The organism is Pseudoalteromonas sp. PAST1, from assembly GCF_021532515.1.
Lineage (GTDB): Bacteria > Pseudomonadota > Gammaproteobacteria > Enterobacterales > Alteromonadaceae > Pseudoalteromonas > Pseudoalteromonas simplex.
Map to the genome: position 1 here is coordinate 60,963 of NZ_JAKGBH010000008.1, position 26,387 is coordinate 87,349.

Consider the following 26,387-nt stretch of genomic DNA (forward strand, 5'->3'; position numbering starts at 1 on the left):
AGATGCTTCAACGTATTCTGGTGTTAATTGCTATCGGCTTTTTCGCTTTTATTGGTTGGGTTATTTATCTTGCCAATACTGGGCAAAAGTCGGTGTTTTTCGAACTCGTTGCGGCCATTCCTTACGGTGATAAGTTGGGGCATTTTTGCTTATTTGGACTACTTACGTTATTCATAAACCTTGCCTTTAAGTTTAAAACATTGAACCTTGCTGGACGGCCTATTTATTTAGCTGTGTTGATTGTGAGTACGTTTGTGATTTTAGAAGAGCTAAGCCAATTTTTTATTGAATCGAGAACATTAGACTTTGTTGATTTAATTGCAGATTTTACTGGTATCGCAATATTTAGTGCCATATCTGCATGGCTTAGCAAAAAGTTATATCCACCCAAGGTCTAAACTTTCAGTGACTTGTTAGGTTTCGTCTATACTCAGTATAGTGCTAGCCTAAAAGTTGCGTATGAACATAGATACATCGGATTATTTGTCGGATATTATTGAGCTATTACTTGATGCTGTTTGCGTAGTAGATGTAAAAGGCACCTTGCTGTTTACTAATCCAGCCTTTGAAACAATTTTCGGATACGCACCAGAAGAAGCCATCAATAGAAAAATGTTGGACTTTGTTTATCCCGAAGATAGAGCAAAAACCATTAATGCTATCAATCAGATAATGACAGATAATCTACATCCAAGGTTTGTAAACCGGTGGGTGAAAAAAGACGGTACTGTGGTCCATGTCTTGTGGTCTGTCTATTGGTCAAAAGAAAAGCAAGTTAGAGTAGCGATTGCTCATGATATAACAGAACAGAAAAATCTTGAGCAAAAACTCATATTCATGGCTGGGCACGATCCACTCACTAATCTCCCTAATCGTAGCTTTTTAATTACCCAACTAGAAGAGTCACTATCCACTGCTAATACTATTTCTGCAATTATTGCGGTATTGTTTATCGATATTGATGGCTTCAAGCAAGTCAATGATATTCACGGCCACAGTGCTGGCGACAAGCTATTAAAAACTATTGCCATGCGAATTCGCCATGTATTGGATAAAGACGACATAGTTGGCCGTTTGGGAGGGGATGAGTTTGTAATTGTTGTAAAAAGTGTAAAACGCAAAGCTGATGTAAAAAAAATTGCTGATAAACTAAGTCGTGAAATATGTAAGCCTTTAGTTTTTAATGATGATGAACTGTGTTATTCCCCAAGTATTGGTGCAGTTCTCTTTCCAGAGCATTATGGTGATGCAGAATTCTTAATACAGTGTGCAGATAAAGCTATGTACAAAGCTAAGTATGAAGGGGGTAATCGCTTGGTGTTTTATAACGAGGGAATAAAGTTATCAGGCACTAAAAATATTAAATAGTATTAATAGCTTTATTGGAAAAATGTTTTAACCTATTAATTTGTTTTCTAACGCATTACTATTGCGCGAAATGAAATATTAGTTAGCCTTTAATGATTCATTGAAGGAGTGAAACTATGTTAAAGCGTAAAATAACAACAACGGGTGCTTTGTTTAGCTCATCGCTGTTATTGGTCTCGGCAGCTCATGCCACAACACCTCAATATAAAGATCAACAAGCTTTGCATGATATTGCAAGTGCTGTTTCTAAAACACGTATAGAGCAAGATATTCAAACGCTGGTTGATTTTGGCACTCGCCATACTCTCTCTGAGACGAAATCAGATACGCGCGGTATTGGTGCTGCAAGACGTTGGATCAAGTCTGAATTTGAGGCGATTTCTAAAGCTTGCGGTAACTGCCTAGAAATCATCGAGGTAAAAGACACTATCTCCGGTGAAAAGCGTATTCCAAACCCGGTTGACGTGGTCAATATTGTGGCTATACAGCGTGGTCAAGTTGATGCAAACCGTATGGTTATGATGTCGGGTGATATTGACTCGAGAGTGTCTGATGTTATGGACTATACCTCAGATGCGCCAGGGGCTAACGATAATGCATCTGGAGTGGCTGGCGTGCTTGAATCGGCGCGAGTTTTATCAAAGTATAAATTTAACGGCTCAATTGTTTACGCAGCATTATCTGGTGAAGAGCAAGGCTTGTTTGGCGGTAAAATCTTAGCTAAATATGCACAAGAGCATGATTGGCGTGTTCATGGTGTTTTAAACAATGACATGATTGGTAATTCAACGGGCATTAATGGTGTAACAGATAACACAACTGCACGTATTTTCTCTGAAGGCACACGCGTTATTGAAACGAAAGACCAGGCTCATAAACGCCGTTTTACGGGTGGTGAGGTTGACTCAGCAAGTCGTAACCTTGCGCGCTACATAGATACAATCGCAGATCGTTACATCGAGAATCTAGATACCATGTTGGTATATCGACTCGATCGGTTTGGTCGAGGAGGGCACCATCGTCCATTTAACGATGTTGGCTTTGCAGCTGTGCGTATTATGGAGACAAACGAAAACTATAATCAACAGCATCAAGACTTACGTACTGAAAATGGTATTACTTATGGTGACACCATCGACCATGTTGATTTTGCCTATGCGGCGAAATTAACGTCACTCAATGCAGTGACAATGGCTTCAATGGCGTGGGCTCCAGCGCCGCCAACGGGTGTTAGTATTTCAGGTGCCGTAAAGCCGAGTACAACATTAGCGTGGCATAAAAGTGATGATCCAACGGTGGTCAGTTATAAAATCTATTGGCGTTATACCAGTGAGCCACAATGGCAGTTTAGCCGCGATGTTGGGAAGGTAACCGAAGCAACCCTTAAAAATGTTGTTATCGATAACTACTATTTTGGTGTTGCGGCTGTAAACAAAGACGGTATTGAATCACCGGTTGTATTTCCTGGCGATGTTGGCGCGTTCGAATGGCCAGACAAATCTGCTAAATAGCAATCGTTAAGTCATAGCGGACACCACCCAGTTCGCTATGAGCTGCTGTAATACGCCAGTTATGGGCTTCGACAATTTGTTTTACTATCGCAAGCCCAATTCCTGAACCTGACTGTTTCACTGTTTTTAAGTCAGGCACTCTATAAAGATGGTCAAAAATCTTTGCTAAACTCTCGTCGCTGACGCCAGGAGCTGAATCTTCATAGCAGATTAAAAGCTGTGTTTGGTTTTGGCTAATCGTCAAATTAATCTTACCAGGGTGATTTGTGTACTTAAGCGAATTACTGATTAAGTTTGCAAATAACTGTGAAAGCCGTGTTGCATCGCACTCAAAACTTAGTTCATCAGCAACATTTTGTGTAAATGTCACTTCAAATTTTTCAAGCTGGATCAGCATATCTGCGTGTAAGCTTTGGAAATACTCAGCCGCATTAACTGTTGTTACGTTGAGCTGAAAACTGCTTTGTTCTAAAAGTGAAATTTTATTTAAATCAGTCACTAAAGTTGCCATGTCGGTGATTTTTTGGTTAAGTTTTTCGTAAGTAAGCTCATTAAATTGGGTTAGGCCTGCTTGGAGCGTTTCAAGGTGTAAGCGCAACCCTGTTAATGGACCACTTAGTTCGTGAGCTACTTGTGATAATAACTTACTACGTTGACTGATTTGTTTATCCAGATAATTTCGGCGCTGTTCAATAAGCTGTTTTCTCTGTCTTATTCTTAATAAAGCAATGCCCATTGCAGCTAAAAGCAGGCTAAATAATAAGACGCTGTATAAAATAGCTTGACGTTGTGCGGCAATAGCTTGGCTTTTTTCATTGTCTTGAAGTTTTAAATCTTGTATTGCTAAATCGCGGTCGCGCATTGCAATGGAGTTTTGTAGCTCAGCTAAACGCTGGTTGTAGTTGTTACGGGCAAAGCCTTTTTCAAGCTCTGTAATAGCACGTTGATACGACAGGGCTTGTTTATAATCAGCTTGTTTTTCTGTCACAGTGATCAAATGTTCTAGGGCAATGATTTGTTTTTGCAGCTTATTTTTTTGTTTACTTAACTGGTAGGCTTGCTCAGCATAATGTTTAGCTTGTTCGTGCTCAGTAGAGCCAATGTACAGCTTAGCTAATGTAAGTAATACATCTATATATAAGTGATCGTCTTGCTTGAGTTCAATGAGCACTTGTTTTTCAATGCTTAATGCTTGGTCAGGTTTATCTATTTCGAGCAAATTTATCGCAATATTATGGTTTGCCCAGGCAGTATTTCGCGTACTGTTATAACTAGCGAAGACCTGCTTAGCCTCTTGTGCGTATGCAAGTGCTGCAGGGTAGTTTTTAAGTCCATATTCGCATTGGGATAGCTTAACTAAACTATGTCCGATATCAGATAGTGAACCCGTTTGCCTATCAAAACTAAGGGCTGTAATAAACTCGCTCTTTGCTTTTTCGTATTGTTCTAAATCTAAATAACTTTGGGCAATTGAATAACTTATACCTGCTTGTAATGAAATAGACGGCGACATTTGCTGAATAACTTCACGGCGTTTTAGCTTATATTCTAGGGCAAGGGTTAACCGGTCTAACTGTTCAAGATTACGCGAATAACCATGGTAGAGCATTTCTTTTTGCTTTAAGGATAATTCTCGATTGTTGTCGTGAATATAAACCTCAAGCAAGTTTAAGGCTGCTTGATATTCACCTGCATTATGATAAGCACTGACAAGGCTCGCAACGGCATCAATTTCGTAATCGGTGAGTTGCAAACGCTGAAACAGCGCGACATTTTGTTGAGATAAGTGAATTGCAGATTCTAGTTTATTTGCACTATATGCCAATCGAGCTTTGACTAAATACAATTCGCTATAAATAGAGGAGTCACTTTTATATTTTGGAGAAGACTCAAGTTCTTCTACTATATTTTGCGCCTGTTGAAACTGACCTAGGTGTATATGAACGTGAATTAATCTAACATTAAAGCTTAATTGCTCAGCAAAACTGGCAGATTCAATAAGGCGTTTATCTATATTTGTTAAATATTTATAGCGTTCTTGGTAATCGCTTATTGTTCTAGCTTCATCAATGTGGCCTTGTAGAGTTGACGCAATTGATGCAAATGACAAGGTACACAGTAGAATAACAAGAGCTTTAAAGTTCATTTTTAACATTTATTATTATTTTTTCTGAAGCAATTCTAGCACATCATGCTTTTGTGTTGAGTAAATTTGTTTTTTGTGATTAAAAAGAATTGCATTTTGCGATATAGATGGTTGCATCTTGCAAAAAGGATCTGCAAAAAACATTTAAAACCTTATTTTTTAATGAGTTATATTTTGGAACAATTGCTGCTTTAAATAATTACATAACCACAGGAGAGTGTAATTATGAAAAGCAAAATACCCGTCTGTCTTTTATCTGTGCTTGCCACTAGTTATGTAAGCGCAGCTCCGTTTGAAGAATGCCCAAGTAAAGCATTTCTAATACAAGGTACACCTGCACAAATGTTTGGAATTGATTTGGTCTCTGCTAAAGCGACAGTATTAGCACCGTCATTAAACTTTAGTGACGAAACAAACAATGAAAGCGTAAATGCTGTGGGTTTTAACTATAAAGACCAATATATGTATGGCTTTAGTAAGCAAAGCCCGAAGAGTGTTGTCAAAATTGGTGATGATTATCAACTAGAACGACTCGTGGTTAACGGTCTGCCTGATACTAACTTCTATGTGGGTGACATCCATGTAAATAGTGAAACTAATCAGGCGGTATATTATTTGTATCATCCCAAATTCGGATTGTACGGTATTGATTTGACAGAGCCTGCTGATGAATATCAAGCTGATTTAGTTGCGGGTTCAGCTAGCTGGGGGTTAGCTATTTATGATTTTGCTTTTCATCCTAATAGCAACCTTTTGTATGCAGTTGAATCAAATGGCGACTTATACGAAATAGATCTTAATAATCAGACACCCACATTTGTGGCGAACTTAGATATAGCTGGTGATACCGGAGCGAATGGTGCTGGGTATTTTGATGTAAAAGGACAGTTTTATTTTAGTAATAACCGAAGCGGTAAAATACACAAAGTAGACCTTAGCATCAGCCCTGTAAACGGTTACACGCCAACTGCTGCGGTGTTTACTTTAGGGCCTACATCAAATCAAAATGATGGTGCACGCTGCGCAATTGCTGAGGTAAAGGTAACGGATAATTCAATCGATTTTGGTGATGCACCTGCTCCTTATCAAACCTCACTCGAAGACAGTGGCGCAAGACATTTATTTGACCCAAATGCAGATCAAACTAATTTGGTTTACTTAGGTGCTACAGTAGATGGCGAGAATATTAATACACGTTCAGACTTACTTTTAACACCTGATGATCAATCAGATGACGGCGTTAAGTTCGTCACTGATTTGGTAGCAGGCAATACCAGTCAAATTATTGTTACCTCTGCAAATGACGAGACATATCTATACGCATGGTTTGATTGGGATCAGAATTACCAATTTGATGCGGATGAAATTACGGTGTCTAAATATCGGTTAAACCAAGGCGATAATAGCATTTTGGTTAATGTTCCAGATGATGCCGTTATGGGAACAACCTGGTCTCGCTTTCGTGTAACTGATGGTAGTGAAACCAATCCAATTACAGCAACTGGTGGTGTTATTGGTGGGGAGGTAGAAGATTACTCTGTAACAACATTGGGAAGCTTAGTTTACCCCGGAGAAAATAGCTGGGTAACACTTGCATTTGAGGATAAATGGCCATTTTCTGGAGATTATGACTTCAATGATTTAGTTATAAACTATCGAACTACAATTATAGATCAAAATGGTGTGGCTACAGGTTACAAAATAGAAGGTGAGCTAGTTGGGATAGGTGCTGATTTTCATAATGGCTTTGCAGTTAGGTTATATGAGACTGTGGAAGGTTCAAATGATAAACGCATTTTACGTAGCCAAATTAATGCTGAAAAAACTAGTTTACTGATTAATGGTCTTGAACAAACGCACGAGATCTTAGAGCAAAATACTGAAGATGCTATTTTCGTGATTATGCCTGATACTTGGGATTACATTGATAAACAGTCTAATTGTAATTATTTTAGAACCGAGACGGGTTGTGATAGCAACAATAAAGTCACGTTTTCATTGTTTATTGATTTATTACCAGGTACAGCGACCGCTGATGCACCTAAGTACACATTAGATCCTTTCATATTTGCAGCTGATGGACACTATCATGGTGAAGCCTTGGTTGGTAAAGACCCTAGAAGCTGGGAGGTTCACCTTAAGAATCAGCAGCCGACAGAAAAATTTGATATGCAACTATTTTCTTTCGCAGAGTCTGATGATGCATCTGACAGTTCGCAGGGTTTTTACTTCCAAACCGAAACAGGTCTACCTTGGGCAATTGAAGTAGGTACTTCGTGGGCTCACCCTAAAGAAGGGCTAGATATTACCCATGCATACAGCGACTTTAAAGCATTTGCAGAATCAAAAGGGCAAGAAAAGCCAATGTGGTTCAACAATGCTAAGCCTGCTAACGTGATTTCAAGAGGAGAATAATTATGAAACATTATACTTTAGTGATCATAAGCTTAATGTTAGCTGCGTGTGGTGGCGGTGGTGAAGGCGACTCTGCAACTGAAAGTGCTGGAACAAATGTAACGCAAGCACCTACAACAGATACAACACCACCTGAGACAACGCCTCCTGCTACTGGCGTGGATCCTGAGACGATGAATGATTTAACGATTGCTCCTGAGTTTAATTTAAGTAGTAAATTAGAGCTCGATGTAGATGTAGATTTGAATATTGGTGACACCAGAGCCTTTTTAAACATATGTCTTAAAGGCGACGACGATAAAGCCGATTATAACCAGTGTTTGCTTCGTGCACCATTGGTACAGAGCAAGCTGTCATCTAGTTTAATGTTAGCTAACAGTGGATTAGAGCTGGTGGCCGAGGTGTGGTTTTATGACACTCAGAGTGAGCCTTTACGTTATTATTGGAAAAATGATAGTGAGCAGCCAATGGTGTTTACGATTAGGTAAGAGTGATCGATTCTTTACGTAAATGAGTTTAATTTGTAAGAATCTTATTTTCAACAGCTTGAAGAGGAATGAGTGATGGAATACATAGAGCAAGTGTTAAAATCAGTAAAGAGTTCTAATCCAAATGAAACGGAGTTTTATCAAGCTGTTGAAGAGGTTCTGTCTTCGATTAATCAATATCTCGAGATTAATGATAAGTATCAAAAAAACTCTATTGTTGAACGATTAGTAGAGCCAGAAAGGCAAGTCATATTTAGGGTTCCTTGGCTTGATGATCTTGGAAATGTTCAGGTTAATCGTGGTTTTAGAATTGAATTTAGTTCATCGTTAGGTCCTTTTAAGGGCGGCCTACGATTTCACCCCAGCGTTAACCAAAGTGTGGTTAAATTTTTGGGCTTTGAACAAGTCTTAAAAAATGCATTGACAGGTTTACCGTTAGGTGGCGGTAAAGGTGGTGCTGATTTCAACCCCAAAGATAAAAGCGACCATGAAATTATGCGTTTTTGTCAGTCATACATGACTGAGCTTTTCCGTCATATTGGTGCTAATACAGATGTTCCCGCCGGTGATATAGGCGTTGGCGCTCGGGAAATAGGTTATTTGTTTGGGCAGTACAAGCGGATCACAAACCAATTTAGTGGCGTTTTAACAGGAAAACCTGAATCACTAAATGGTTCTTCTTTAAGAACAGAAGCAACAGGATACGGCGTTGCTTACTTTCTAAGTGCTATGTTAGATGCGAAAGGCGACTCTTTAACAGGAAAACGGTGCTTAGTGTCTGGTGCTGGTAATGTTGCACTTTATCTGATGAAAAAGCTTGATGAGTACGATGCTGTGATTCTTAGCTGTAGCGATTCGAAGGGCACGCTATATAGTAAGAATGGGCTTGACGTAAAATTAGTGATGCATCTAAAAAGTGAACGTGGTGCTGAGCTTAGAGATTATTTGAATGAACATAAAGATGCTGAGTTCACACCTGTCAATCAATACCCAAGTGACGGTCATCAAGTTTGGCGATATGAAGCAGATATTGCTTTACCATGTGCGACTCAAAATGAAATTACTAAAGATGATGCTAAAGCTCTTGTAGAAAACAGATGTTTAACTGTGTGCGAAGGTGCCAACATGCCCACTACACCTGAAGCAATGAAGATTTTCAAAGAGCACAACGTTTACTTAGGGCCAAGCAAAGCCGCAAATGCTGGAGGTGTGGCGACGAGCCAATTCGAAATGGCTCAAAATGCCAGTATGCAAAAGTGGCAATCTGAGCAAGTTGATGAAAAACTTCAGCAAGTTATGAAATCCATTTTTAATACTATTTCAGTTACTGCCAAGCAGTACTCTAATGAACACGACTTGGTGCTTGGTGCGAATATAGCAGGATTTGAACGAGTTGCAGATGCAATGTTAAAGCAAGGTGTTGTTTAGTGATTTGACAATATAATTAGACACCCACTTTTGTTCTAAGAATTTAAAATGTAATTAAAGAGACATCCATTTTTTACATAAACAATAAAGACACCCATTTTATTTATTGATATGAGTGCAGCATCGCATAATTGAGATTTATCTCTGCTAGATGAAAGTAGGGAGTTGGTACTTAATTATTGCTCTATCTGAAAAATTAGCTATTTAATTTATATCATAAGTAATTTCAGAACGTCGATATTTCTATTTATATCAATAGCTATTTATTAGTATTGTTTTGTAGTTTTAATAGATTAACAAAATAAAGCTTGGCTCTTAGCTATAGAGCTTCTCCGTTTTCGTTTCATGTGATTTGTGTAAGCTGTGATTGCTTGTTCTTTACCTGCAGTATTTTTAAATGAGCGGGTAAAGGAAGTGGTGAGTGTAAGCCAGTTGTCAGTACAAATATTTAGTCTTTCAAGTATTGGTAATGCATTTTCTGGGATGTTCCCTGGCTTATCTTCTCGTATTGAACGGCCTGTCCAATCTACAAGTTGCAGATATGTCTTGAGCTCAAATGGTAGTCCCTTAGGCATATGTTTACGTGGTTTACCTGCAAAGCGCATAAGTGATTTCGGTTGCTTATTATTTTGAGCTGCATTAATTCTAGATTTAATACTGGTGTAGTCAGATTGCTCAGGTAAATCAGCCGCTTTCGCTCTTACAGGGTTTAGGTCAACATACGCAAGACAAGCTGCAAGAGCTGCTTCATCAAGTAATGCTTGTGACTTAAAGCGACCTTCCCAAAAACGACCTTTACAGTCATCTTCTTGATTTGCTTGTTGTGCAATACTCTCATTAAGAACGCGCATAAACCAACTGATGCTACTGAGCCTCTCTCGATATAAATTTACTCTGGCATTAATCGCAGAAAGCTCTGCTTTTGTTAGCAATTCGCCATTTAAGAATTGTTGGCAAAGGAATGTACTTTTAAATAGCTTGTGCCATCTAATCAGAATCGCTTTATTATTCAAACGATTTGCTTTTGCTATATCAATATGAAGTACTAGATGAGTATGGTTACTCATAACTGCGTAAGCACAAACATCAATACAAAATATACGACCAAGTTGAAGTAGTTTCTTTTCAACCCAATCGCGCCTGTGTTCATATGAACGACCAGTTAGTGGGTCTTGCCCGCACAAAAAAGCGCGACGAACGCAGCGTGAAATGCAGTGATAATAAGGCGTGTTTGAAACGCTAATTAAGTTTCTACGTGGGGTTGCCATGCTCTTCTCCTCCATGAGTTGAACACTATAAGCTTAGCTGTAATTCCAAAAATTGAGAAATATTAAGTTGGATGTCTACATAAATTTAGTCTTTATATATGAAGCTCGGTTAACTCTTCAAATTTAAAATGGGTGTCTTAATAAATTAAAAAAGCTCAGCGGTGCTGAGCTTGCTTTAAATTAGGGTGTACTTTGCAAGTGAATGATTACGAAAATGCCTTTTCGCTTAGGAGTTCCTGCATTTGTTCGCGCATTTTAAATTTTTGAAGCTTGCCTGTTACTGTCATTGGGTATTCTTCAACAAAGCGGATGTGCTTTGGTACTTTGAAATAGGCAAGTTTATCTTTTAAAAAATCACGAATGGCATTTTCATCAAGTACCGCATCATCTTTTGGTTGGATCCAGGCGCACACTTCTTCGCCGTATTTTTCATCGCTAATACCAAATATGGCTGCATCTTGAATACCTGGATAGGTGTAGAGAACTTCTTCTATTTCTCTTGGATAAATGTTTTCTCCACCGCGAATGATCATGTCTTTTATCCGGCCAACGATAGCAACAAAGCCATCTTCGTCCATCACACCTAAGTCACCAGAATGTAACCAGCCGTCTTGATCAATTGTTGCTTTCGTTTTTTCTTCATCATTCCAATAGCAGCGCATAATTCCAGCACCACGGCTACATACTTCTCCAGGTAAGCCAACTTGTTGAACATCACCCAGCTCGTCGATAATTTTCACTTCAGTATGGGCTAATGCACGGCCTACTGTGGTAACTTGTTTTTCGAGAGGCGAGTCGGTTTCGGTTACGTTATTTATCGGGCTACATTCAGTTTGGCCATAACCAATTACAACTTCTTTCATATGCATTAATGAGTGAACTTTACGCATAACTTGCTCAGGGCAGGTTGAGCCGGCCATTACGCCTGTTCGGAGGCTAGATAAGTCATAGTTTGCAAAATCTTTAAGCTCTAACTCGGCGATAAACATTGTTGGAACACCATGTAAGCCTGTACAGCGTTCTTTTTCAACAACTTCAAGGGTTGTTTTAGGGTCGAAAGAATCACCCGGAAAAACAGCGGTAGCGCCTTTACTTATACATACTAAATTGCCAAGCACCATCCCAAAACAGTGGTATAAAGGTACCGGAATACAGAGTTTATCTTCATGTGTCAGCTTCATCGCTTGGGCCATCAAAAACCCGTTATTGAGGATGTTTTTATGGGATAAGGTCGCTCCTTTTGGGTTACCCGTAGTACCAGAAGTAAATTGAATATTGATATCTTGGTCACAATGTAAAGTGGCCGCAATGGCATCAAGCTCCAGCTTATGGGCATCTGTAGCGCGCTGCATGATATCGCTAAAGCTAAACATGCCAGCAGCAGGTTCATCACCAATACGAATAATGTTTTTTAGGTGTGGCAGGGCGTTTAAATTTAATTTACCTGCTTGTGAATCTGCAAGCTCCGGTGCGAGCTCATTCAGCATGCTTATATAATTACTGGCTTTAAATTCACTTGCTGTGATAAGTGTTGAACACTCAACACTATTGAGTGCGTATTTTAATTCGCTTGGTCGATATGCAGGGTTAATGCACACCATAATTGCACCAATCTTGGCTGTAGCAAATTGGGTTAAGCACCATTCAATATTGTTAGGAGACCAAATACCAACCCGGTCGCCAGGTTTTACGCCAAGTGATAATAATCCCATTGCTAACTGGTTAATCTGTTGCTGGTATTGCCTATAGGTTAAACGGATCTGTTGATGATGAACCACAATCGCGGGGTGATCAGGGTAATTGTCGACAATATTATCAAGGTACTGTCCAATAGTTTTTTCAATTAAAGGAATATCTGTACGGCCTTGATAATAGCTTTGAGTAAGTGGAAGCGCATTACAGTGTGTGTTCTTTGTCTGCATTGTATTCTCCGTGTCCGGTTAATTTGTTGTCATGGACTTGATGCAAAAGAATTGAAACAATCAATTAGGATGATTTCAAAACATGCGTACCTGATTAACTAAACATAGATTGTCGACAAAGAAAAGCTTTATAAGACTAATGTACAGAGTGTAATTTTAATAAAGCAGAATAAAGGATGGTTTTTGAGGTATAAAAAAACGTGCCGTAGCACGTTTTATTAAGAATAAGCAGCAATTAAGCTTTTGGCTCATCTTGCTTATAAGTTTTACGCATGATGTACACGTAAGCACTAATGAATGCGTTTTCTTGGAATTTTTTCAGGCCTGTGTCTTCAAAATCAATAGGCACTGGGTTGCGCTTAAGCTGCTCTTTGATTTCAGTTGCCGATAAAACTTGCACATCTAAGCGTTCAATTAACTGAATAGCCGTTTCCATTTTGAAACCTTTCGCACTACCAGCGAATTTACCTTTTGCTTGGCGCTCTTTGATTGCTACAGAGTCAATTTGGTAATCTTCCATTAATTTTTTGAAATCAAATTGGAATTTACGCATTACTTCTGTGTCATTACCATTGCCTAAGGTAAAACGTGTTTGTCTGACATCACGGATATCAAATACGTCATTGTCTTTGGTTAAAATGCACAGTAGTACGTCACTACCTGTAATTTCTACACCACATGTTCTCATGGTCTTTCTCTAAATAACTTAATTTGCGCAATTATAGCAATTAACGTTATGAAAAACAGGTGCTTTAAAAATGAATTTTAATTGCGATAACACCGTGGTCACTTTCACTAATATCTTCGGTTAATTTACTTGGCGAAATATGCTTATCATAACTTTCGTAGTCGAGCACTTTAACTTTCGAAGCTTGGCAATCGGGATTAAAATGCGCTGAAGCAAGAATATAATCTAATACATTCCCTTTTCCTTGGTAATAATGGCTAAAGGGTTTGTTTTTATTATCATAATATGAGCGGCTAAACTCATAGCTGTCGGTCAGACCAACAAGGAGTTCGTTCTGTTCTATACAAGGTTCACAGCGAGTGGGGTGAAAGCCTTGAGTCATAAATGATAAAGTTGGGCTGGTAAGTACATCATTAAAGTCTCCCATAACAAGCGTTGCACATTGCATTTCTCGCTGCGTTTTCAGTGCATCATAATAGACAATAGACGCTTCTAATGAGCGGGAGATTTGCGACTGCATGGTACCTACCGTTTGATGTAGTAACTGCAGGAGCGGATCTTCAAGGTTATGAATATTAAGAATGTGCGCCATTGATTGCACACGCTGTGACTTAAAATGAACAACATAAAAACAGACTTCACCAAAATCAGGTAAATCAATGATGCATTTAATCGGTGTGCGATTAAATTTGAACTCATTTTGATTGTTTAAGTACTCAAGTAATTCAGGGCATGGCGCTAGTGCATCGGCCGATTTAAACGGGTATTTACTCGCAATGGCAACTACAGGGTTGAATAACACTTGCGGATAGAGCGCATCATGGGACGGGCTATCGACCGTTTTAAAATAATCATAACCCGCTTCTTTACACTGCACTTCTAATGCGTGTTGACTAAACACTTCTTGAAATGCCACCACATCAGGGGTTGACTCTCTTAAGAAATTAGCAACAAACAATTGTTTTTGCAGCCATTGTGTATTGTTATAGCGTTCATGTAATTGGTAAAACGAGTAGGGTGGCGCGGTATAATTTAATAAGTTAAATGTAGCAAACTTGAAAGAACGCGTGTTTGGCATTTTCATCACCCTAAAAGTACTGACTCATTAAGTATGAAATGAGTTAACTAATTGTCAATTTACTCTTCTAACTACTTGTATTTGAGCACGTGAGCAGCGACAATAGCTGTTTGTATTTGCGAAGACTCAGTAAATACAAGCTTAAATAGCAATGCTTATTCGTAAAAGCGTTGCAGAGCTACATAAAATTTTTTTAAAAATATTACATGTGATGCATTGTAGGCATCACCACTGTATTAAGGATTTATAATGCCAGTTATTACCCTCCCTGACGGCAGTCAGCGTAGTTTTGAAAACCCAGTAAGTACATATGACGTAGCGAGCGATATCGGTCCAGGTCTTGCCAAGGCAACGATTGCAGGCCGTGTTAATGGTACTCGTGTTGATGCATGTGACTTAATCACTGAAGATGCGCGTTTAGAAATTATCACAGCAAAAGATGATGATGGTTTAGAGATTATCCGTCACTCATGTGCGCACCTTATTGGTCATGCAGTTAAGCAGCTTTTCCCTGAAGCAAAAATGGCAATCGGTCCGACCATCGATAACGGTTTTTATTACGATATCGACATGGAACACTCTTTAAGCCAAGATGATTTAGATGCTATCGAAAAGCGTATGCTTGAGCTTGCTAAAACAAACTACGACGTTGTTAAAAAGACCGTAAGCTGGCAAGAAGCACGCGATACTTTTGAAGCGCGTGGTGAAACATATAAAATGGAAATCCTAGACGAGAACATCGCGAAAGATGATCGTCCAGGCTTATACCATCACGAAGAATACATCGACATGTGTCGTGGCCCACACGTACCAAACATGAAATTCTGCCAACATTTCAAAATTATGAAAGTGGCAGGGGCTTATTGGCGCGGTGATTCTGAAAACAAGATGCTGCAACGTATTTACGGCACTGCATGGGCAGATAAAAAGCAACTTAAAGCGTATTTAAAACGCTTAGAAGAAGCTGAAAAACGTGATCACCGTCGTATTGGTAAAGCGCTTGATTTATGGCACTGGCAAGAAGAAGCACCAGGCATGGTGTTTTGGCACAATGATGGCTGGAGCATTTACCGTGAACTAGAAGACTTCGTTCGTGAAAAATTACGTGAGTACGATTACGAAGAAGTTAAAGGCCCATTAATGATGGACCGTGGTTTATGGGAAAAATCAGGTCACTGGGACAAATACGCAGATGCGATGTTCACAACTGAATCTGAAAAGCGTGAATACGCAATCAAACCAATGAACTGTCCGGGTCACGTACAAATCTTTAACCAAGGTTTAAAATCATACCGTGATCTTCCATTACGTATGGCTGAGTTTGGTTGTTGTCACCGTAACGAACCATCAGGTGCATTACACGGCTTAATGCGTGTACGTGGCTTTACTCAAGATGATGCGCATATCTTCTGTACTGAAGAGCAAATCATGGATGAAGTTTCTGCATGTATCAAAATGGTTTACGACACATACGAAACGTTTGGTTTTGAGAAGATCGTTGTAAAACTATCTACTCGTCCAGAAAAGCGTATCGGTGAAGACGAAATGTGGGATAAAGCTGAGCTTGCGCTAGCTGATGCATTAAAAGCAAACGACATTGAGTTTGATTACCTACCAGGTGAAGGTGCATTCTACGGTCCTAAGATTGAGTTTACACTTTATGACTGTTTAGACCGTGCATGGCAATGTGGTACTGTACAGCTAGACTTCGCATTACCAGGTCGTTTAGGTGCAACTTATGTTGCTGAAAATAACGAACGTCGTACACCTGTTATGATCCACCGCGCGATTTTAGGTTCAATTGAGCGTTTCATCGGTATTTTAACTGAAGAATACGCTGGTTTGTTCCCAACGTGGCTTGCTCCTAAGCAAGTTGTGATCATGAACATCACGGACAAACAAGCAGATTATGTGCAAGAAATTGTACAAAAATTAAATAAACTTGGAATTAGAGCCGCTGCTGACTTGAGAAATGAGAAGATTGGCTTTAAAATCCGTGAACATACGTTAAAACGTATTCCATATTTACTTGTTGTTGGCGATAAAGAAGTTGAACAACAAGAAGTGGCAGTACGCACTCGCACAGGTGAAGACCTAGGCAAATTTAGTGTTGATGATTTCATTGCAAAAGTAAGCGAAGAAATTAAAAATCGACAATAAATCATGAGCGTGTAGGGCAAAACAAACAGCCAACTACACGCTTTTTATTTTATATTCTTGGAGGATCGTACCATTAGAGGCGGCAAGAAAGGGCAACAAACAGCTCAAAAAAATCGTATCAACGAAGATATTACAGCTAAAGAAGTTCGTTTAATTGGCATCGACGGCGAGCAAGCTGGCATCGTGTCATTAAAAGAGGCGCAAGCTATCGCTGATGATGCGGGTGTAGATCTTGTAGAAATCAGTCCTAATGCTGAGCCACCTGTTTGTAAGGTTATGGACTACGGTAAGTTCATCTTTGAAAAAAGCAAAGAACTAAAAGAACAAAAGAAAAAGCAAAAGCAAATCCAGGTTAAAGAAATCAAATTCCGTCCAGGTACGGATGAAGGTGACTACCAGGTTAAGCTACGCAACTTACGCAAGTTCTTAGAAGCGGGTGATAAAGCTAAAATCACTATCCGTTTCCGTGGTCGTGAAATGGCTCACCAAGAAATTGGTATCGAATTATTAAACCGTGTTAAAGCCGATTTAGAAGATGTTTCACAAGTTGAATCATTCCCAAATCGTGTTGAAGGTCGCCAGATGGTTATGATGATGGCACCTATTGCTAAAAAGCAATAAACAGGGTATATTACGCACCGATTTTATTTCAGGTCTGCAAGTAACAGTTTACTGTTCACCTGAAATAACCGGTTATAAGTAAGGTTGCACTGCTTTTGTAGTGAGCCTTCACCGGATTATGGCAGTAAGTTAGGCCTTAAAAGTAGAGCTATTTTTATATCTCTCGCCTGCTTGCTAATTTTTAAGCAATACATTTGGAGTTATTGCAATGGCTTACAAGCTAAAAACTCACAGAGGCGCGGCTAAGCGTTTCAAGAAAACTGCTTCTGGCGGTTTCAAGCGTAAACAAGCGCATCTTCGTCACATTCTGACTAAGAAAACTTCTAAGCGTAAATTACACTTACGTCCTAAGATGATGGTTCATAAGAATGACCATGGTCTAGTTTCACGTATGTTACCATTCGCTTAATAGGAGTCTTCAGAAATGGCAAGAGTTAAACGCGGTGTTATCGCACGTGCACGTCACAAAAAAGTTTTAAAGCAAGCTAAAGGTTACTACGGAGCACGTTCACGTGTTTACCGCGTAGCTTTCCAGGCAGTTACTAAAGCGGGTCAATACGCTTACCGTGACCGTCGTGCTAAGAAACGTACTTTCCGTCAACTTTGGATTGCACGTATCAATGCAGCAGCTCGTCAAAACGGTCTTTCATACAGCCGTTTTATCAATGGTCTTAAAAAGACTTCTGTAGAAATCGATCGTAAGATCCTTGCAGATATCGCTGTTTATGACCAAGTTGCATTCGCAGCGCTTGTTGCAAAAGCAAAAGAAGGCCTAGCGGCTTAATTTCGCTTTTCATAAAGTTTAAAAAGGAGCCTAGTGCTCCTTTTTTTGATCTTAATTAATATTCATAACTAACAACGATTTTGCATAGCGTATGTCGTTTGCTCCATTTTTTTGTTGAATCACCGCAGTTTACGCAATCCATTCAGATTAGTTGTTATAATTTCCCCAATATAGAATAAGTACCGCACTTGAGAGTGATATGTTTGCGAGTTTAGTGTTTTTATCTGCTGCAGTAACTTTAGACAGCCACTTACCCCCATTATTGCCATGGCAAGGCGATAGTGTGTCTTTAATGCAAGAAAAAGGACCTTTAACCACAGATTTTGAATTAAGCGAAGGCACTTTATCGCCAAATTATGCCGACACGATGGCGTTCGTAGATCGCCTAGTTGCAGCAAACCCAACACAATTCAAAGTAACGACAATTGCAACGAGCAGTGCGGGTCGTGCGGTTAAGATGTTAGTGGCGAATGAGCAAGGTTTGTTTGATGCCAAACAACTTGTTGCTGATACAAAGCCAACTATCTTTATTCAGGCTGGCATTCACAGCGGTGAAATTGATGGAAAAGACGCCATGTTTATGTTGCTACGCGATATTGCAACAGGTAAACGCCGCGATATTTTGAGCAAAGTAAATATTCTGTTTATTCCTATTTTAAACGTTGATGGTCACGAGCGCAGTAGCCAATAAACCGTATTAATCAGCGTGGCCCAGTAGAAATGGGCTTTAGAACGAATGGTCTAAATTTAAATTTAAATCGTGATTACACTAAGCTTGATACACCCGAAGTACGAGGTGTGATGCAGGTTATTAATCAATTTAAGCCAGATTTATACGTGGATGTCCATGTAACCGATGGCGCTGATTATCAGTATGACGTGACCTACGGCTATAATCCGGTTTTTTCGAGTGAATCACCGAGTGTGTCACAAGCGCTGGATAATCTATTTAAACCTGTTATTGATGCCAAACTCGAAAAAGCAGGGCATATTCCTGGTCCACTTGTGTTTGTAATGGACAAGCGGGAATTTAAAAAAGGGTTAGCGGGTTGGGTGGCAACACCACGTTTTTCAAATGGCTGGGGTGATTTACGTTCATTACCGACCATCTTAGTTGAGAACCACTCTTTAAAACCTTATAAGCAGCGCGTATTAGGTACTTATGTATTTATTGATGGTGCCATTGACGCTTTAGCTGCAAACGATAAAGCCCTTAATGAAGCGGTTCAAAAAGAGCTCGATTTCAAACCTACGCAATTAGTAGTGGAACGCGGTTATGCAAAAGAGCCAGATACCATCGAATTTAAAGGGATCGCCTATTCAAGAACTGAAAGCGCATTGTCTGGGCAACCTGAAGTTAAATATTTAGGTCAAGCTAAAAACTATGACGCATTACCGGTTTTTTGGCAAAAAGAAGTTAAAAAGACCGTTAACGTACCTGCTGCGTTTTATATTCCGCCGGCGTACAGCCAATTGGTAAGTAAGCTTAAATTACACGGCGTAGAGGTAACGACAGTGAATGGTTCTGTTTCTGAGCCATTAACGCAAGCAAGCGTTGCTGATTATTCATTTGCAAAAGCACCTTTTGAAGGACGTTTTCGTGTAGAGGCGACATTTGATTACAACAACGTAAAAAATGTCGATATGACCGGCTGGTACAAAGTCTCAACTGAGCAGCCATACTCAGAACTGGCTACACACTTACTACACCCAGAAGCGCCAGATTCATTCTTTGCTTGGGGCGAGTTTAATACTATTTTTCAGCGCACTGAATACGTTGAGAATTACGCTTTAATGCCGTACGCACGTCAAATGCTAAAAGAAAAACCTGCATTGGCTTTAGAGTTCGATAAAAAAATTCGTGAAGATAAAAACTTTGCAAAAGATGCTGATGCTCGCTTGCATTGGCTTTATGAGCGTACACCGTTTTATGATCAAGGCTATTTAAAATACCCAATTTTAATGGCGTTTGAGCAGTTACAAAAAGGACAATAACATGAAAGTGATTGCTGTTCCTGTTACTGGCTTTGCGCAAAATTGCCGAATTATTATTTGTGAGCAAACGAATAAAGCGGCCTTGGTTGACCCAGGTGGCGATGCAGACAAACTTCAAGCAGAACTTGCTGCTTTAAATTGCCAATTAGAGGCAATTTATTTAACACATGGCCACTTAGACCACGTGGGCGCTGCAAAGCAACTCGCAGAGCATTTTAGCGTTGATATCATTGGCCCACATTTAGATGATAAATTTTGGTTTGATGCCTTGCCAATGCAAGCGCAAATGTTTGGTTTTGCACCAATTACACCATTTTATCCAACGAAGTGGTTAAATCATGGCGATACAATCACAGTGGGTGAACTTGAATTATCTGTACGCCATTGCCCAGGGCATACGCCTGGTCATGTTGTTTTTTACCACCAAGCTTCAGAACAGGTGATAGTGGGTGACGTGATTTTTCAAGGCTCTGTTGGTCGTACTGACTTTCCAAAAGGGGATAGTGCGCAATTACTCGAATCAATTAAGTCTGAGATTTTATCATTCTCTGATGAAGTTGCTATTTTGCCTGGCCACGGTCCGAATACCACCGTAGGGCATGAGCGAAAAACAAATCCATTTATTAGCGGACGTTTTGGTTAATGCCAACGCGTAACATCAGTTAAGTAGTTTGTAAGTGGAACGGTATAAAATTGCAATTTTTTTGCATAAATAGTAGAAAATAGGCAGACTGATTTTTAAATCAGTTATATAATTTAACCAGTATTTTTACAGAAAAAGAAATAAAATGTCTCTGAACCAAGTAGATCGCCAAATTTTGGCATTATTACAGCAGGATGCTAGCTTATCTACGGCAGAAATTGCCGATAAAGTTGGTTTATCTCAATCTCCATGTTGGCGTCGTATTGCTAAGCTTGAGCAAGATGGCTATATCAAAGGTAAAGTTGCTTTGCTTGACGAGAAAAAGCTTGGCTTTGATATGTTGGTTTATGCCCATGTTCGTCTATCTAACCACGGTAGAACGAACCTAGCTGAGTTTGAACGTTTAATTATGAGCTATGATGAAGTAACCGAGTGTTACAGTATGGCGGGTACCATGGACTTCATGCTTCGTATTATTTCAAAAGGTATTGAAGGTTATGAGCAGTTTGTTCGTGATAATCTACTAAACCTTGAGTTTGTTCAAGAAGTTCACTCAAACGTGACCATGACATGTGTTAAGCGTAGTACGTCTTTACCTCTTTAATCTTTTTCTACTACGTTTTATTTTTCGAAAACGGTTAGTGCTTTTAGGTACTAGCCGTTTTGTTGTTAATAATTGTTAACTTTTGCGGATTTTGCTAGAATTCTGCGCCTTGCCGAAATGCATTCACTATAAAGAGGATCTTAATGTTTAACTTACTCAGCAAAGCGCCAAGCTCTGCTAAAAACGATATTCTATCAGGCCTGACCGTTGCGTTGGCATTGGTACCAGAAGCGGTTGCGTTTGCTTTTGTTGCTAATGTTGAGCCTTTGGTTGGTTTATATGCCGCATTTATTGTTGGCTTAATTACGGCTATTTTTGGTGGTCGTCCAGGTATGATTTCTGGTGCTACCGGCGCACTAGCCGTTGTAATGGTAAGTTTAGTTTTAGATCATGGTGTAGAGTATCTATTTGCAACCGTCTTATTGATGGGGATACTGCAAGTACTCGCAGGTATCTTCAAGCTTGGCAAGTTTATTCGCATGGTTCCGCACCCTGTAATGCTTGGCTTTGTAAATGGTCTTGCGATTGTTATTTTCTTGGCGCAACTGGGTCAATTTAAAGTACCAGACGGTATGGGTGGCCAACAGTGGATGGAAGGGCAAGCACTTTATATTATGCTTGGCTTAGTAGCGTTAACTATGGCTATTATTCATTTCTTACCTAAGTTAACTACAGCTGTACCTTCATCGTTAGCTGCCATTGTAACGGTAACAGCGATTGTGATTGGCTTTGATTTAGAAGCGCGCACTGTACTAGATTTCTTAAAAGGAATGACAGGTAATGAGCAGGCAACGATCGCCGGTGGCTTGCCGGAGTTTCATATTCCTATGGTGCCATTTAATCTTGAAACATTAAAAATTATCTTCCCTTACGCTTTAGTTTTAGCGGCGATTGGTTTAATTGAATCGTTATTAACACTGACCTTAATTGACGAAATTACTGAAACCCGTGGTCACAGTAACAAAGAGTGTATTGGTCAAGGCGCTGCAAACATTACCTGTGGTTTCTTCGGTGCAATGGGTGGTTGTGCGATGATTGGTCAATCTATGATCAATATTAACTCGGGCGGTCGTTCACGTTTATCTGGTATTAGTGCCGCAATAATACTGCTAGCATTCATCATTTTTGCAGCCAGCCTCATTGAAATGATCCCACTAGCTGCCTTAGTTGGTGTTATGTTCATGGTTGTTCTTGGTACCTTCGAGTGGGCAAGCTTCAAAATGATGAAACGTGTACCTAAGTCTGATGCTTTTGTTATCGTGCTTGTTTCTGGCGTAACCGTAGTAACAGATCTTGCGATCGCGGTATGTGTGGGTGTGATTGTTTCTGCTTTAGTTTTTGCTTGGCAGCATGCGAAACACATTTACACAAGCAATTACATCGATGAGCAAGGCTCTAAAGTGTACGAGCTTCATGGTCCTTTATTCTTTGGTTCGGTTAAGAACTTTGCCGAGTTATTTGATGTTAAAAATGACCCAGAAGACGTGATCATTGAATTCAAACATAGCCGTGTTGCTGATCACAGTGCGATTGAAGCGATTGACAGTCTTGCAGAAAAATACGCAAAAGTCGGTAAGAAACTGCATTTGCGTCATTTAAGCCCTGATTGTATTCAACTATTACACAATGCGCGTGATTTAGTTGAAGTGAATGTGATTGAAGATCCAAATTATAAAGTGGCTTCAGATAAACTAGCTTAAAAATAAAGCAGATAAAAAGCGAAGGCTGTTGTGGCCTTCGCTTTTTTAATGTCTGAAGAATGCGGTAAGGCTATAAAAAATTAAGATAGGCGGCAGTGCTTTGTTCTCGTGACTATCGGTATAATAAAAATAATTATGAAAGGTAATCTGATATTTTGAATTGGCAATCATTAGTTGATAATCGACAACGCTTTTTCTGGGTTTTGCAAATTGCAGGCTGGATAGGGTATGCGTTAGTTAATTATATCGGCTCAAAAGTCTTTGAAATGCGTGATATTTACGTATTTGTTATTGTATTAAACGCTTATGCAGGCTGTTTAATGACAGTACCTTTACGTTATATGTATCGTAAAGTGTGGAATGCCTCACCTTGGGTATTAATGCTTGTCGTTTTTGGTGCTTCCTATGTAACTGGCACATTATGGGCCGTTGTACAAAAATTCAATTTATGGGAAATCTACCGTCACGGTTACCGTCCAAATGAATGGTTTTATTACTTTCAACAAGGTTTAGATTCGGTTTATATCATCCTTTGTTGGAGTGGTTTGTATTTTGGTATTAAGTATTACCAGCTATTGCAAAGTGAGCGTCAAAAGGCTCTAAAAGCAACCACTATGGCGCACGAAGCTCAGCTGAAAATGCTGCGCTATCAACTTAATCCGCACTTTTTATTTAATACCCTAAATGCAATCTCAACCTTAATTTTGGTAAAAGAGAACAAAGATGCAAATTTAATGGTGTCAAAATTGAGTGACTTCTTACGATACACACTCAATACTGACCCAATAAAAAAGGTGCCGTTAGAGCAAGAAATTCATGCCCTCATGCTGTACTTAGAAATTGAAAAAGTACGCTTTGATGAACGTTTACAAGTCAATGTAGACGTAAGCGAGCAGGCAAAAGAAGCCTTGGTACCAAGCTTGATCCTCCAACCTATTATCGAAAACTCGATAAAGTATGCGATAGCGCAATTAAATGAAGGTGGTGTGATTGATATTAAAGCACAAGTTTTTGCAAATGAACTATTATTGGAAGTAGGCGATAATGGTCCTGGCACTGAGCTTAAAAATGGCCAACTGGTTAATTCTCAAGGCGTTGGCATAGCTAATACACAGGACCGCTTAAAAACACTTTATGAGAACAACTACTCGTTTGTTCTCTCTGACAATACGCCAAGTGGATTAAAAGTTAATCTGCGCGTTCCGTTTGAAAAGGCTGTTAAGAAATGAGCAAAATTAGAACTTTGATCGTTGACGATGAACCGCTAGCAAGAAAGGGCTTAGCTGTTCGACTTTCTGAATTTGACGATTTAGAAGTCATTCGTTTATGTAGCAATGGTCAAGAAGCAATTGATGAATGCTTATCGGGCAATATTCAATTGGTTTTCTTAGATATTCAAATGCCAAATATGAACGGTTTTGAAGTTGCAAGAGCACTCAGCGAGAGCGTTAATCCATTACCCGCTATTGTGTTTGTAACGGCTTTTGACCAGTTTGCAGTTAAAGCATTCGAGATTCATGCGTTGGATTATATTCTTAAACCAGTCGATGACAACAGACTAAAACAGGCGGTAGAAAAAGTGCATACCTATTTAAAAACGCAACAAGATAACGCCCATAAGAAAAAACTAGCGAGCTTTGTTGCAGGTATTACAGGCAATAATTGCGAAGAAATTTTAAAGAAGTTAGCAACGGGCGATAGCCTTGCTGACCGTCGTTATCCAGAATCATTAGCTGTAAAAGAGCAGGGCGAGATTGTTCGTGTGCCTGTTATTACAATTCAATGGGTTGATGCGGCTGGTGATTATATGTGCCTTCATTGCCAAGATGGGCAAACGCATATCCTTCGTAAAACAATGAAAGAGCTTGAACAAGAGCTTGATCCACAACTATTTGTGCGAGTTCATCGCAGTGCCATTGTGAATACTAAGCAAATTAGCAAACTTGTAACTCAAGTAAGTGGTGAGTATCTTTTAGTGCTAGATAACGGCCAAGAACTAAAAGTAAGCCGAAGCTATCGCGATAAAGTGAAAGCAGCTCTGGCGAGCTAATAGTTGTTCTAAGCTAAACAACTTAAAACAAAAAAGGCGCAATAAATTGCGCCTTTTTAATGAAAATTTGTAATAGTTTAAACTGTTACAATCTTCATAGTGTTAGTTGCACCAATCGTTTCCATTGCATCACCGTGAGTTAAAATCACAGTATCACCTGCTACTAGTGAGCCTTGCTCAACAAGAGTGTTTAATGCATCACGTACCATGCTTTCGTCTTCACACTTCGTTGAATCAAAGAATACAGGATAAACACCACGGTAAAGTGCTGTTTGGCCCAGCGTACTTGGATGACGTGATAATGAATAAATTGGTAAACCAGAGCTGATGCGTGACATCAATTTAGCTGTACTACCTGATTCAGTCAGAGTCACAATAGCTTTAACAGAATCTAAGTGGTTAGCTGCATACATCGCAGATAATGCAATTGATTCAGCATTTGATGAAAAACGGCTGTCTAAACGGTGTTTAGAAACGTGAGTTTCTTTTTGTGATTCAGCACCTAAACAAACGCGAGCCATAGTAGCTACTGTTTCTTCAGGGTAGTCACCAGCGGCTGTTTCAGCAGATAACATAACTGCATCAGTACCATCTAATACGGCGTTTGCTACGTCCATAACCTCTGCACGTGTTGGCATTGGGTTATCGATCATAGATTCCATCATTTGTGTTGCAGTAACAACAGTACGGTTAAGTGAACGAGCACGGCTAATGATAAGCTTTTGTTTACCAACAAGCGCTGCATCACCAATTTCAACACCTAAGTCACCACGCGCAACCATCACTGCGTCAGAAGCAAGTACGATATCATCAATTGCTTCAACAGTTTCAACGGCTTCTGCACGTTCGATTTTTGCTAATAGTTGTGCGTTTGAGCCAGCAGCTTCTGCTAAAGAGCGAACATAACGCATGTCATCACCACTGCGTGGGAACGAAACGGCAATATAATCAACACCGATTTCAGTCGCTGTGATTAAATCTTCTTTATCTTTATCAGTGAAAGCAGGGGCTGTTAAACCACCGCCTAAACGGTTGATACCTTTGTTATTTGAAAGTACGCCACCAACAGTAACAGTTGTGTGCACTAGGTCACCGTCAACGCTATCTACCGTTAATTGGATTAAACCGTCGTTTAATAACAGTAAGTCGCCTGTTTTAACGTCGTTAGGTAGCTCTTTATAGTCGATACCTACTGCATTAACGTCGCCTTGGCCTTTTTCCATTTTTGCATCAAGGGTAAATTTTGCGCCAACTTCTAGGTTTACTTTACCGTCCTTGAAGGTTGATACACGAATTTTAGGGCCTTGTAAGTCTGCAAGGATAGCAACGTGTTTGCCTAAACGCTTAGCAATGCTGCGTACCGCTTCTGCGCGGTCTTTGTGATCTTGTGCTACGCCATGTGAGAAGTTCAAACGAACCACATTTGCACCTGCACGAATAATTTTTTCTAGGTTGTTATCGCGATCGGTTGCCGGTCCAAGGGTCGCAACAATTTTTGTGCGTCTTAGCATCAAATTC

Annotated in this window: 21 protein-coding genes and 1 pseudogene; 16 read left to right on the plus strand and 6 right to left on the minus strand. The window is 39.6% G+C overall.

Translation table 11 applies throughout. The annotated features are described in order from the left end of the window. Window positions 1-2 precede the first annotated feature (2 nt). The 3 genes from L1272_RS05690 to L1272_RS05700 all read left to right on the plus strand — a co-directional run bounded on the left by L1272_RS05690 (window position 3) and on the right by L1272_RS05700 (window position 2,879). Complete coding sequence (locus L1272_RS05690) at window positions 3-398, plus strand: VanZ family protein (RefSeq protein ID WP_054554745.1); 396 nt, start codon at window positions 3-5, stop codon at window positions 396-398. Between the two features lie 61 nt (window positions 399-459). Next, complete coding sequence (locus tag L1272_RS05695; RefSeq protein WP_235372948.1) at window positions 460-1,368, plus strand: sensor domain-containing diguanylate cyclase; 909 nt, start codon at window positions 460-462, stop codon at window positions 1,366-1,368. A 116-nt stretch (window positions 1,369-1,484) separates the two neighbouring features. Continuing rightward, window positions 1,485-2,879: a M28 family metallopeptidase gene (locus L1272_RS05700; RefSeq protein ID WP_235372949.1), complete on the plus strand. Its 1,395-nt coding sequence runs from the start codon at window positions 1,485-1,487 to the stop codon at window positions 2,877-2,879. Here L1272_RS05700 and L1272_RS05705 read toward each other — a convergent pair. Next, window positions 2,872-5,025 (minus strand): ATP-binding protein, encoded by a 2,154-nt coding sequence (locus L1272_RS05705; RefSeq protein ID WP_235372950.1) that lies wholly within the window; start codon window positions 5,023-5,025, stop codon window positions 2,872-2,874. The genes L1272_RS05700 and L1272_RS05705 overlap by 8 nt on opposite strands. 225 nt (window positions 5,026-5,250) lie before the next feature. Here L1272_RS05705 and L1272_RS05710 point away from each other — a divergent pair, with 225 nt between their 5' ends. From L1272_RS05710 to gdhA, 3 genes are all read left to right on the plus strand, one after another. Further along, window positions 5,251-7,440 (plus strand): LruC domain-containing protein, encoded by a 2,190-nt coding sequence (locus tag L1272_RS05710; RefSeq protein WP_235372952.1) that lies wholly within the window; start codon window positions 5,251-5,253, stop codon window positions 7,438-7,440. 2 nt (window positions 7,441-7,442) lie between these two features. Next, window positions 7,443-7,928, plus strand: a complete 486-nt coding sequence (locus L1272_RS05715; protein WP_054554751.1) for a hypothetical protein — start codon at window positions 7,443-7,445, stop codon at window positions 7,926-7,928. Between the two features lie 75 nt (window positions 7,929-8,003). Further along, a complete protein-coding gene (gene gdhA / locus L1272_RS05720; RefSeq protein ID WP_235372954.1) occupies window positions 8,004-9,356 on the plus strand; it encodes an NADP-specific glutamate dehydrogenase in 1,353 nt (450 codons plus the stop codon). Window positions 9,357-9,649: 293 nt separating this feature from the next. On the opposite strand, the gene L1272_RS05725 is transcribed toward gdhA, so the two are convergent. From L1272_RS05725 to L1272_RS05740, 4 genes are all read right to left on the minus strand, one after another. Further along, window positions 9,650-10,624 (minus strand): transposase, encoded by a 975-nt coding sequence (locus L1272_RS05725; protein WP_235372957.1) that lies wholly within the window; start codon window positions 10,622-10,624, stop codon window positions 9,650-9,652. Between the two features lie 206 nt (window positions 10,625-10,830). After that, window positions 10,831-12,546, minus strand: coding sequence for an AMP-binding protein (locus L1272_RS05730; protein ID WP_235372958.1), 1,716 nt, complete (start codon window positions 12,544-12,546; stop codon window positions 10,831-10,833). Window positions 12,547-12,781: 235 nt separating this feature from the next. Next, window positions 12,782-13,234: a DUF3010 family protein gene (locus L1272_RS05735; protein ID WP_054561405.1), complete on the minus strand. Its 453-nt coding sequence runs from the start codon at window positions 13,232-13,234 to the stop codon at window positions 12,782-12,784. Between the two features lie 64 nt (window positions 13,235-13,298). Beyond that, a complete protein-coding gene (locus L1272_RS05740) occupies window positions 13,299-14,312 on the minus strand; it encodes an endonuclease/exonuclease/phosphatase family protein (protein WP_235372959.1) in 1,014 nt (337 codons plus the stop codon). A gap of 249 nt (window positions 14,313-14,561) precedes the next feature. On the opposite strand from L1272_RS05740, the gene thrS reads away from it, so the two are divergent. From thrS to L1272_RS05790, 10 genes and pseudogenes are all read left to right on the plus strand, one after another. Beyond that, complete coding sequence (gene thrS, locus L1272_RS05745) at window positions 14,562-16,472, plus strand: threonine--tRNA ligase (protein ID WP_063529252.1); 1,911 nt, start codon at window positions 14,562-14,564, stop codon at window positions 16,470-16,472. A gap of 57 nt (window positions 16,473-16,529) precedes the next feature. Then, complete coding sequence (infC, locus tag L1272_RS05750; RefSeq protein WP_082389338.1) at window positions 16,530-17,093, plus strand: translation initiation factor IF-3; 564 nt, start codon at window positions 16,530-16,532, stop codon at window positions 17,091-17,093. Window positions 17,094-17,301: 208 nt separating this feature from the next. After that, window positions 17,302-17,502, plus strand: coding sequence for a 50S ribosomal protein L35 (gene rpmI / locus L1272_RS05755; RefSeq protein ID WP_054554888.1), 201 nt, complete (start codon window positions 17,302-17,304; stop codon window positions 17,500-17,502). Between the two features lie 15 nt (window positions 17,503-17,517). Then, window positions 17,518-17,877, plus strand: coding sequence for a 50S ribosomal protein L20 (rplT, locus tag L1272_RS05760; RefSeq protein WP_036968189.1), 360 nt, complete (start codon window positions 17,518-17,520; stop codon window positions 17,875-17,877). Between the two features lie 199 nt (window positions 17,878-18,076). Next, window positions 18,077-19,872 (plus strand): annotated as a pseudogene (locus L1272_RS05765) (M14 family metallopeptidase). Window position 19,873: 1 nt separating this feature from the next. Next, on the plus strand, window positions 19,874-20,515 hold the full coding sequence (locus tag L1272_RS05770) for an MBL fold metallo-hydrolase (protein WP_235372960.1): 642 nt from the start codon (window positions 19,874-19,876) through the stop codon (window positions 20,513-20,515). A 145-nt stretch (window positions 20,516-20,660) separates the two neighbouring features. Further along, window positions 20,661-21,119, plus strand: a complete 459-nt coding sequence (locus L1272_RS05775; RefSeq protein ID WP_036968198.1) for an Lrp/AsnC family transcriptional regulator — start codon at window positions 20,661-20,663, stop codon at window positions 21,117-21,119. 143 nt (window positions 21,120-21,262) lie between these two features. Then, entirely contained in the window at window positions 21,263-22,819 is a 1,557-nt protein-coding gene (locus tag L1272_RS05780) for a SulP family inorganic anion transporter (RefSeq protein WP_054554885.1), read from the plus strand. 155 nt (window positions 22,820-22,974) lie between these two features. After that, window positions 22,975-24,048, plus strand: coding sequence for a sensor histidine kinase (locus L1272_RS05785; RefSeq protein WP_054554884.1), 1,074 nt, complete (start codon window positions 22,975-22,977; stop codon window positions 24,046-24,048). Next, the gene (locus tag L1272_RS05790; protein ID WP_054554883.1) at window positions 24,045-24,869 is read left to right on the plus strand and encodes a LytR/AlgR family response regulator transcription factor; all 825 of its coding nucleotides are present in this window, start codon (window positions 24,045-24,047) and stop codon (window positions 24,867-24,869) included. Before L1272_RS05785 ends, L1272_RS05790 begins: the two co-directional genes overlap by 4 nt. 77 nt (window positions 24,870-24,946) lie before the next feature. Here the strand turns inward: L1272_RS05790 and pyk are convergent, their stop codons facing one another. Beyond that, on the minus strand, window positions 24,947-26,380 hold the full coding sequence (gene pyk, locus L1272_RS05795) for a pyruvate kinase (protein ID WP_138601084.1): 1,434 nt from the start codon (window positions 26,378-26,380) through the stop codon (window positions 24,947-24,949). Window positions 26,381-26,387 lie beyond the last annotated feature (7 nt).

Excerpts from the sequence above, each read along its gene's own strand:
- L1272_RS05780 (WP_054554885.1), top strand. The coding sequence starts at position 21,263 with ATGTTTAACTTACTCAGCAAAGCGCCAAGCTCTGCTAAAAACGATATT.
- L1272_RS05740 (WP_235372959.1), bottom strand. The coding sequence starts at position 14,312 with ATGCCAAACACGCGTTCTTTCAAGTTTGCTACATTTAACTTATTAAAT.
- rplT (WP_036968189.1), top strand. The coding sequence starts at position 17,518 with ATGGCAAGAGTTAAACGCGGTGTTATCGCACGTGCACGTCACAAAAAA.
- L1272_RS05715 (WP_054554751.1), top strand. The coding sequence starts at position 7,443 with ATGAAACATTATACTTTAGTGATCATAAGCTTAATGTTAGCTGCGTGT.
- L1272_RS05695 (WP_235372948.1), top strand. The coding sequence starts at position 460 with ATGAACATAGATACATCGGATTATTTGTCGGATATTATTGAGCTATTA.
- gdhA (WP_235372954.1), top strand. The coding sequence starts at position 8,004 with ATGGAATACATAGAGCAAGTGTTAAAATCAGTAAAGAGTTCTAATCCA.
- L1272_RS05775 (WP_036968198.1), top strand. The coding sequence starts at position 20,661 with ATGTCTCTGAACCAAGTAGATCGCCAAATTTTGGCATTATTACAGCAG.
- L1272_RS05690 (WP_054554745.1), top strand. The coding sequence starts at position 3 with ATGCTTCAACGTATTCTGGTGTTAATTGCTATCGGCTTTTTCGCTTTT.
- L1272_RS05735 (WP_054561405.1), bottom strand. The coding sequence starts at position 13,234 with ATGAGAACATGTGGTGTAGAAATTACAGGTAGTGACGTACTACTGTGC.
- rpmI (WP_054554888.1), top strand. The coding sequence starts at position 17,302 with ATGGCTTACAAGCTAAAAACTCACAGAGGCGCGGCTAAGCGTTTCAAG.
- L1272_RS05710 (WP_235372952.1), top strand. The coding sequence starts at position 5,251 with ATGAAAAGCAAAATACCCGTCTGTCTTTTATCTGTGCTTGCCACTAGT.
- L1272_RS05790 (WP_054554883.1), top strand. The coding sequence starts at position 24,045 with ATGAGCAAAATTAGAACTTTGATCGTTGACGATGAACCGCTAGCAAGA.
- thrS (WP_063529252.1), top strand. The coding sequence starts at position 14,562 with ATGCCAGTTATTACCCTCCCTGACGGCAGTCAGCGTAGTTTTGAAAAC.
- pyk (WP_138601084.1), bottom strand. The coding sequence starts at position 26,380 with ATGCTAAGACGCACAAAAATTGTTGCGACCCTTGGACCGGCAACCGAT.
- L1272_RS05730 (WP_235372958.1), bottom strand. The coding sequence starts at position 12,546 with ATGCAGACAAAGAACACACACTGTAATGCGCTTCCACTTACTCAAAGC.
- L1272_RS05725 (WP_235372957.1), bottom strand. The coding sequence starts at position 10,624 with ATGGCAACCCCACGTAGAAACTTAATTAGCGTTTCAAACACGCCTTAT.
- L1272_RS05705 (WP_235372950.1), bottom strand. The coding sequence starts at position 5,025 with ATGAACTTTAAAGCTCTTGTTATTCTACTGTGTACCTTGTCATTTGCA.
- L1272_RS05770 (WP_235372960.1), top strand. The coding sequence starts at position 19,874 with ATGAAAGTGATTGCTGTTCCTGTTACTGGCTTTGCGCAAAATTGCCGA.
- L1272_RS05700 (WP_235372949.1), top strand. The coding sequence starts at position 1,485 with ATGTTAAAGCGTAAAATAACAACAACGGGTGCTTTGTTTAGCTCATCG.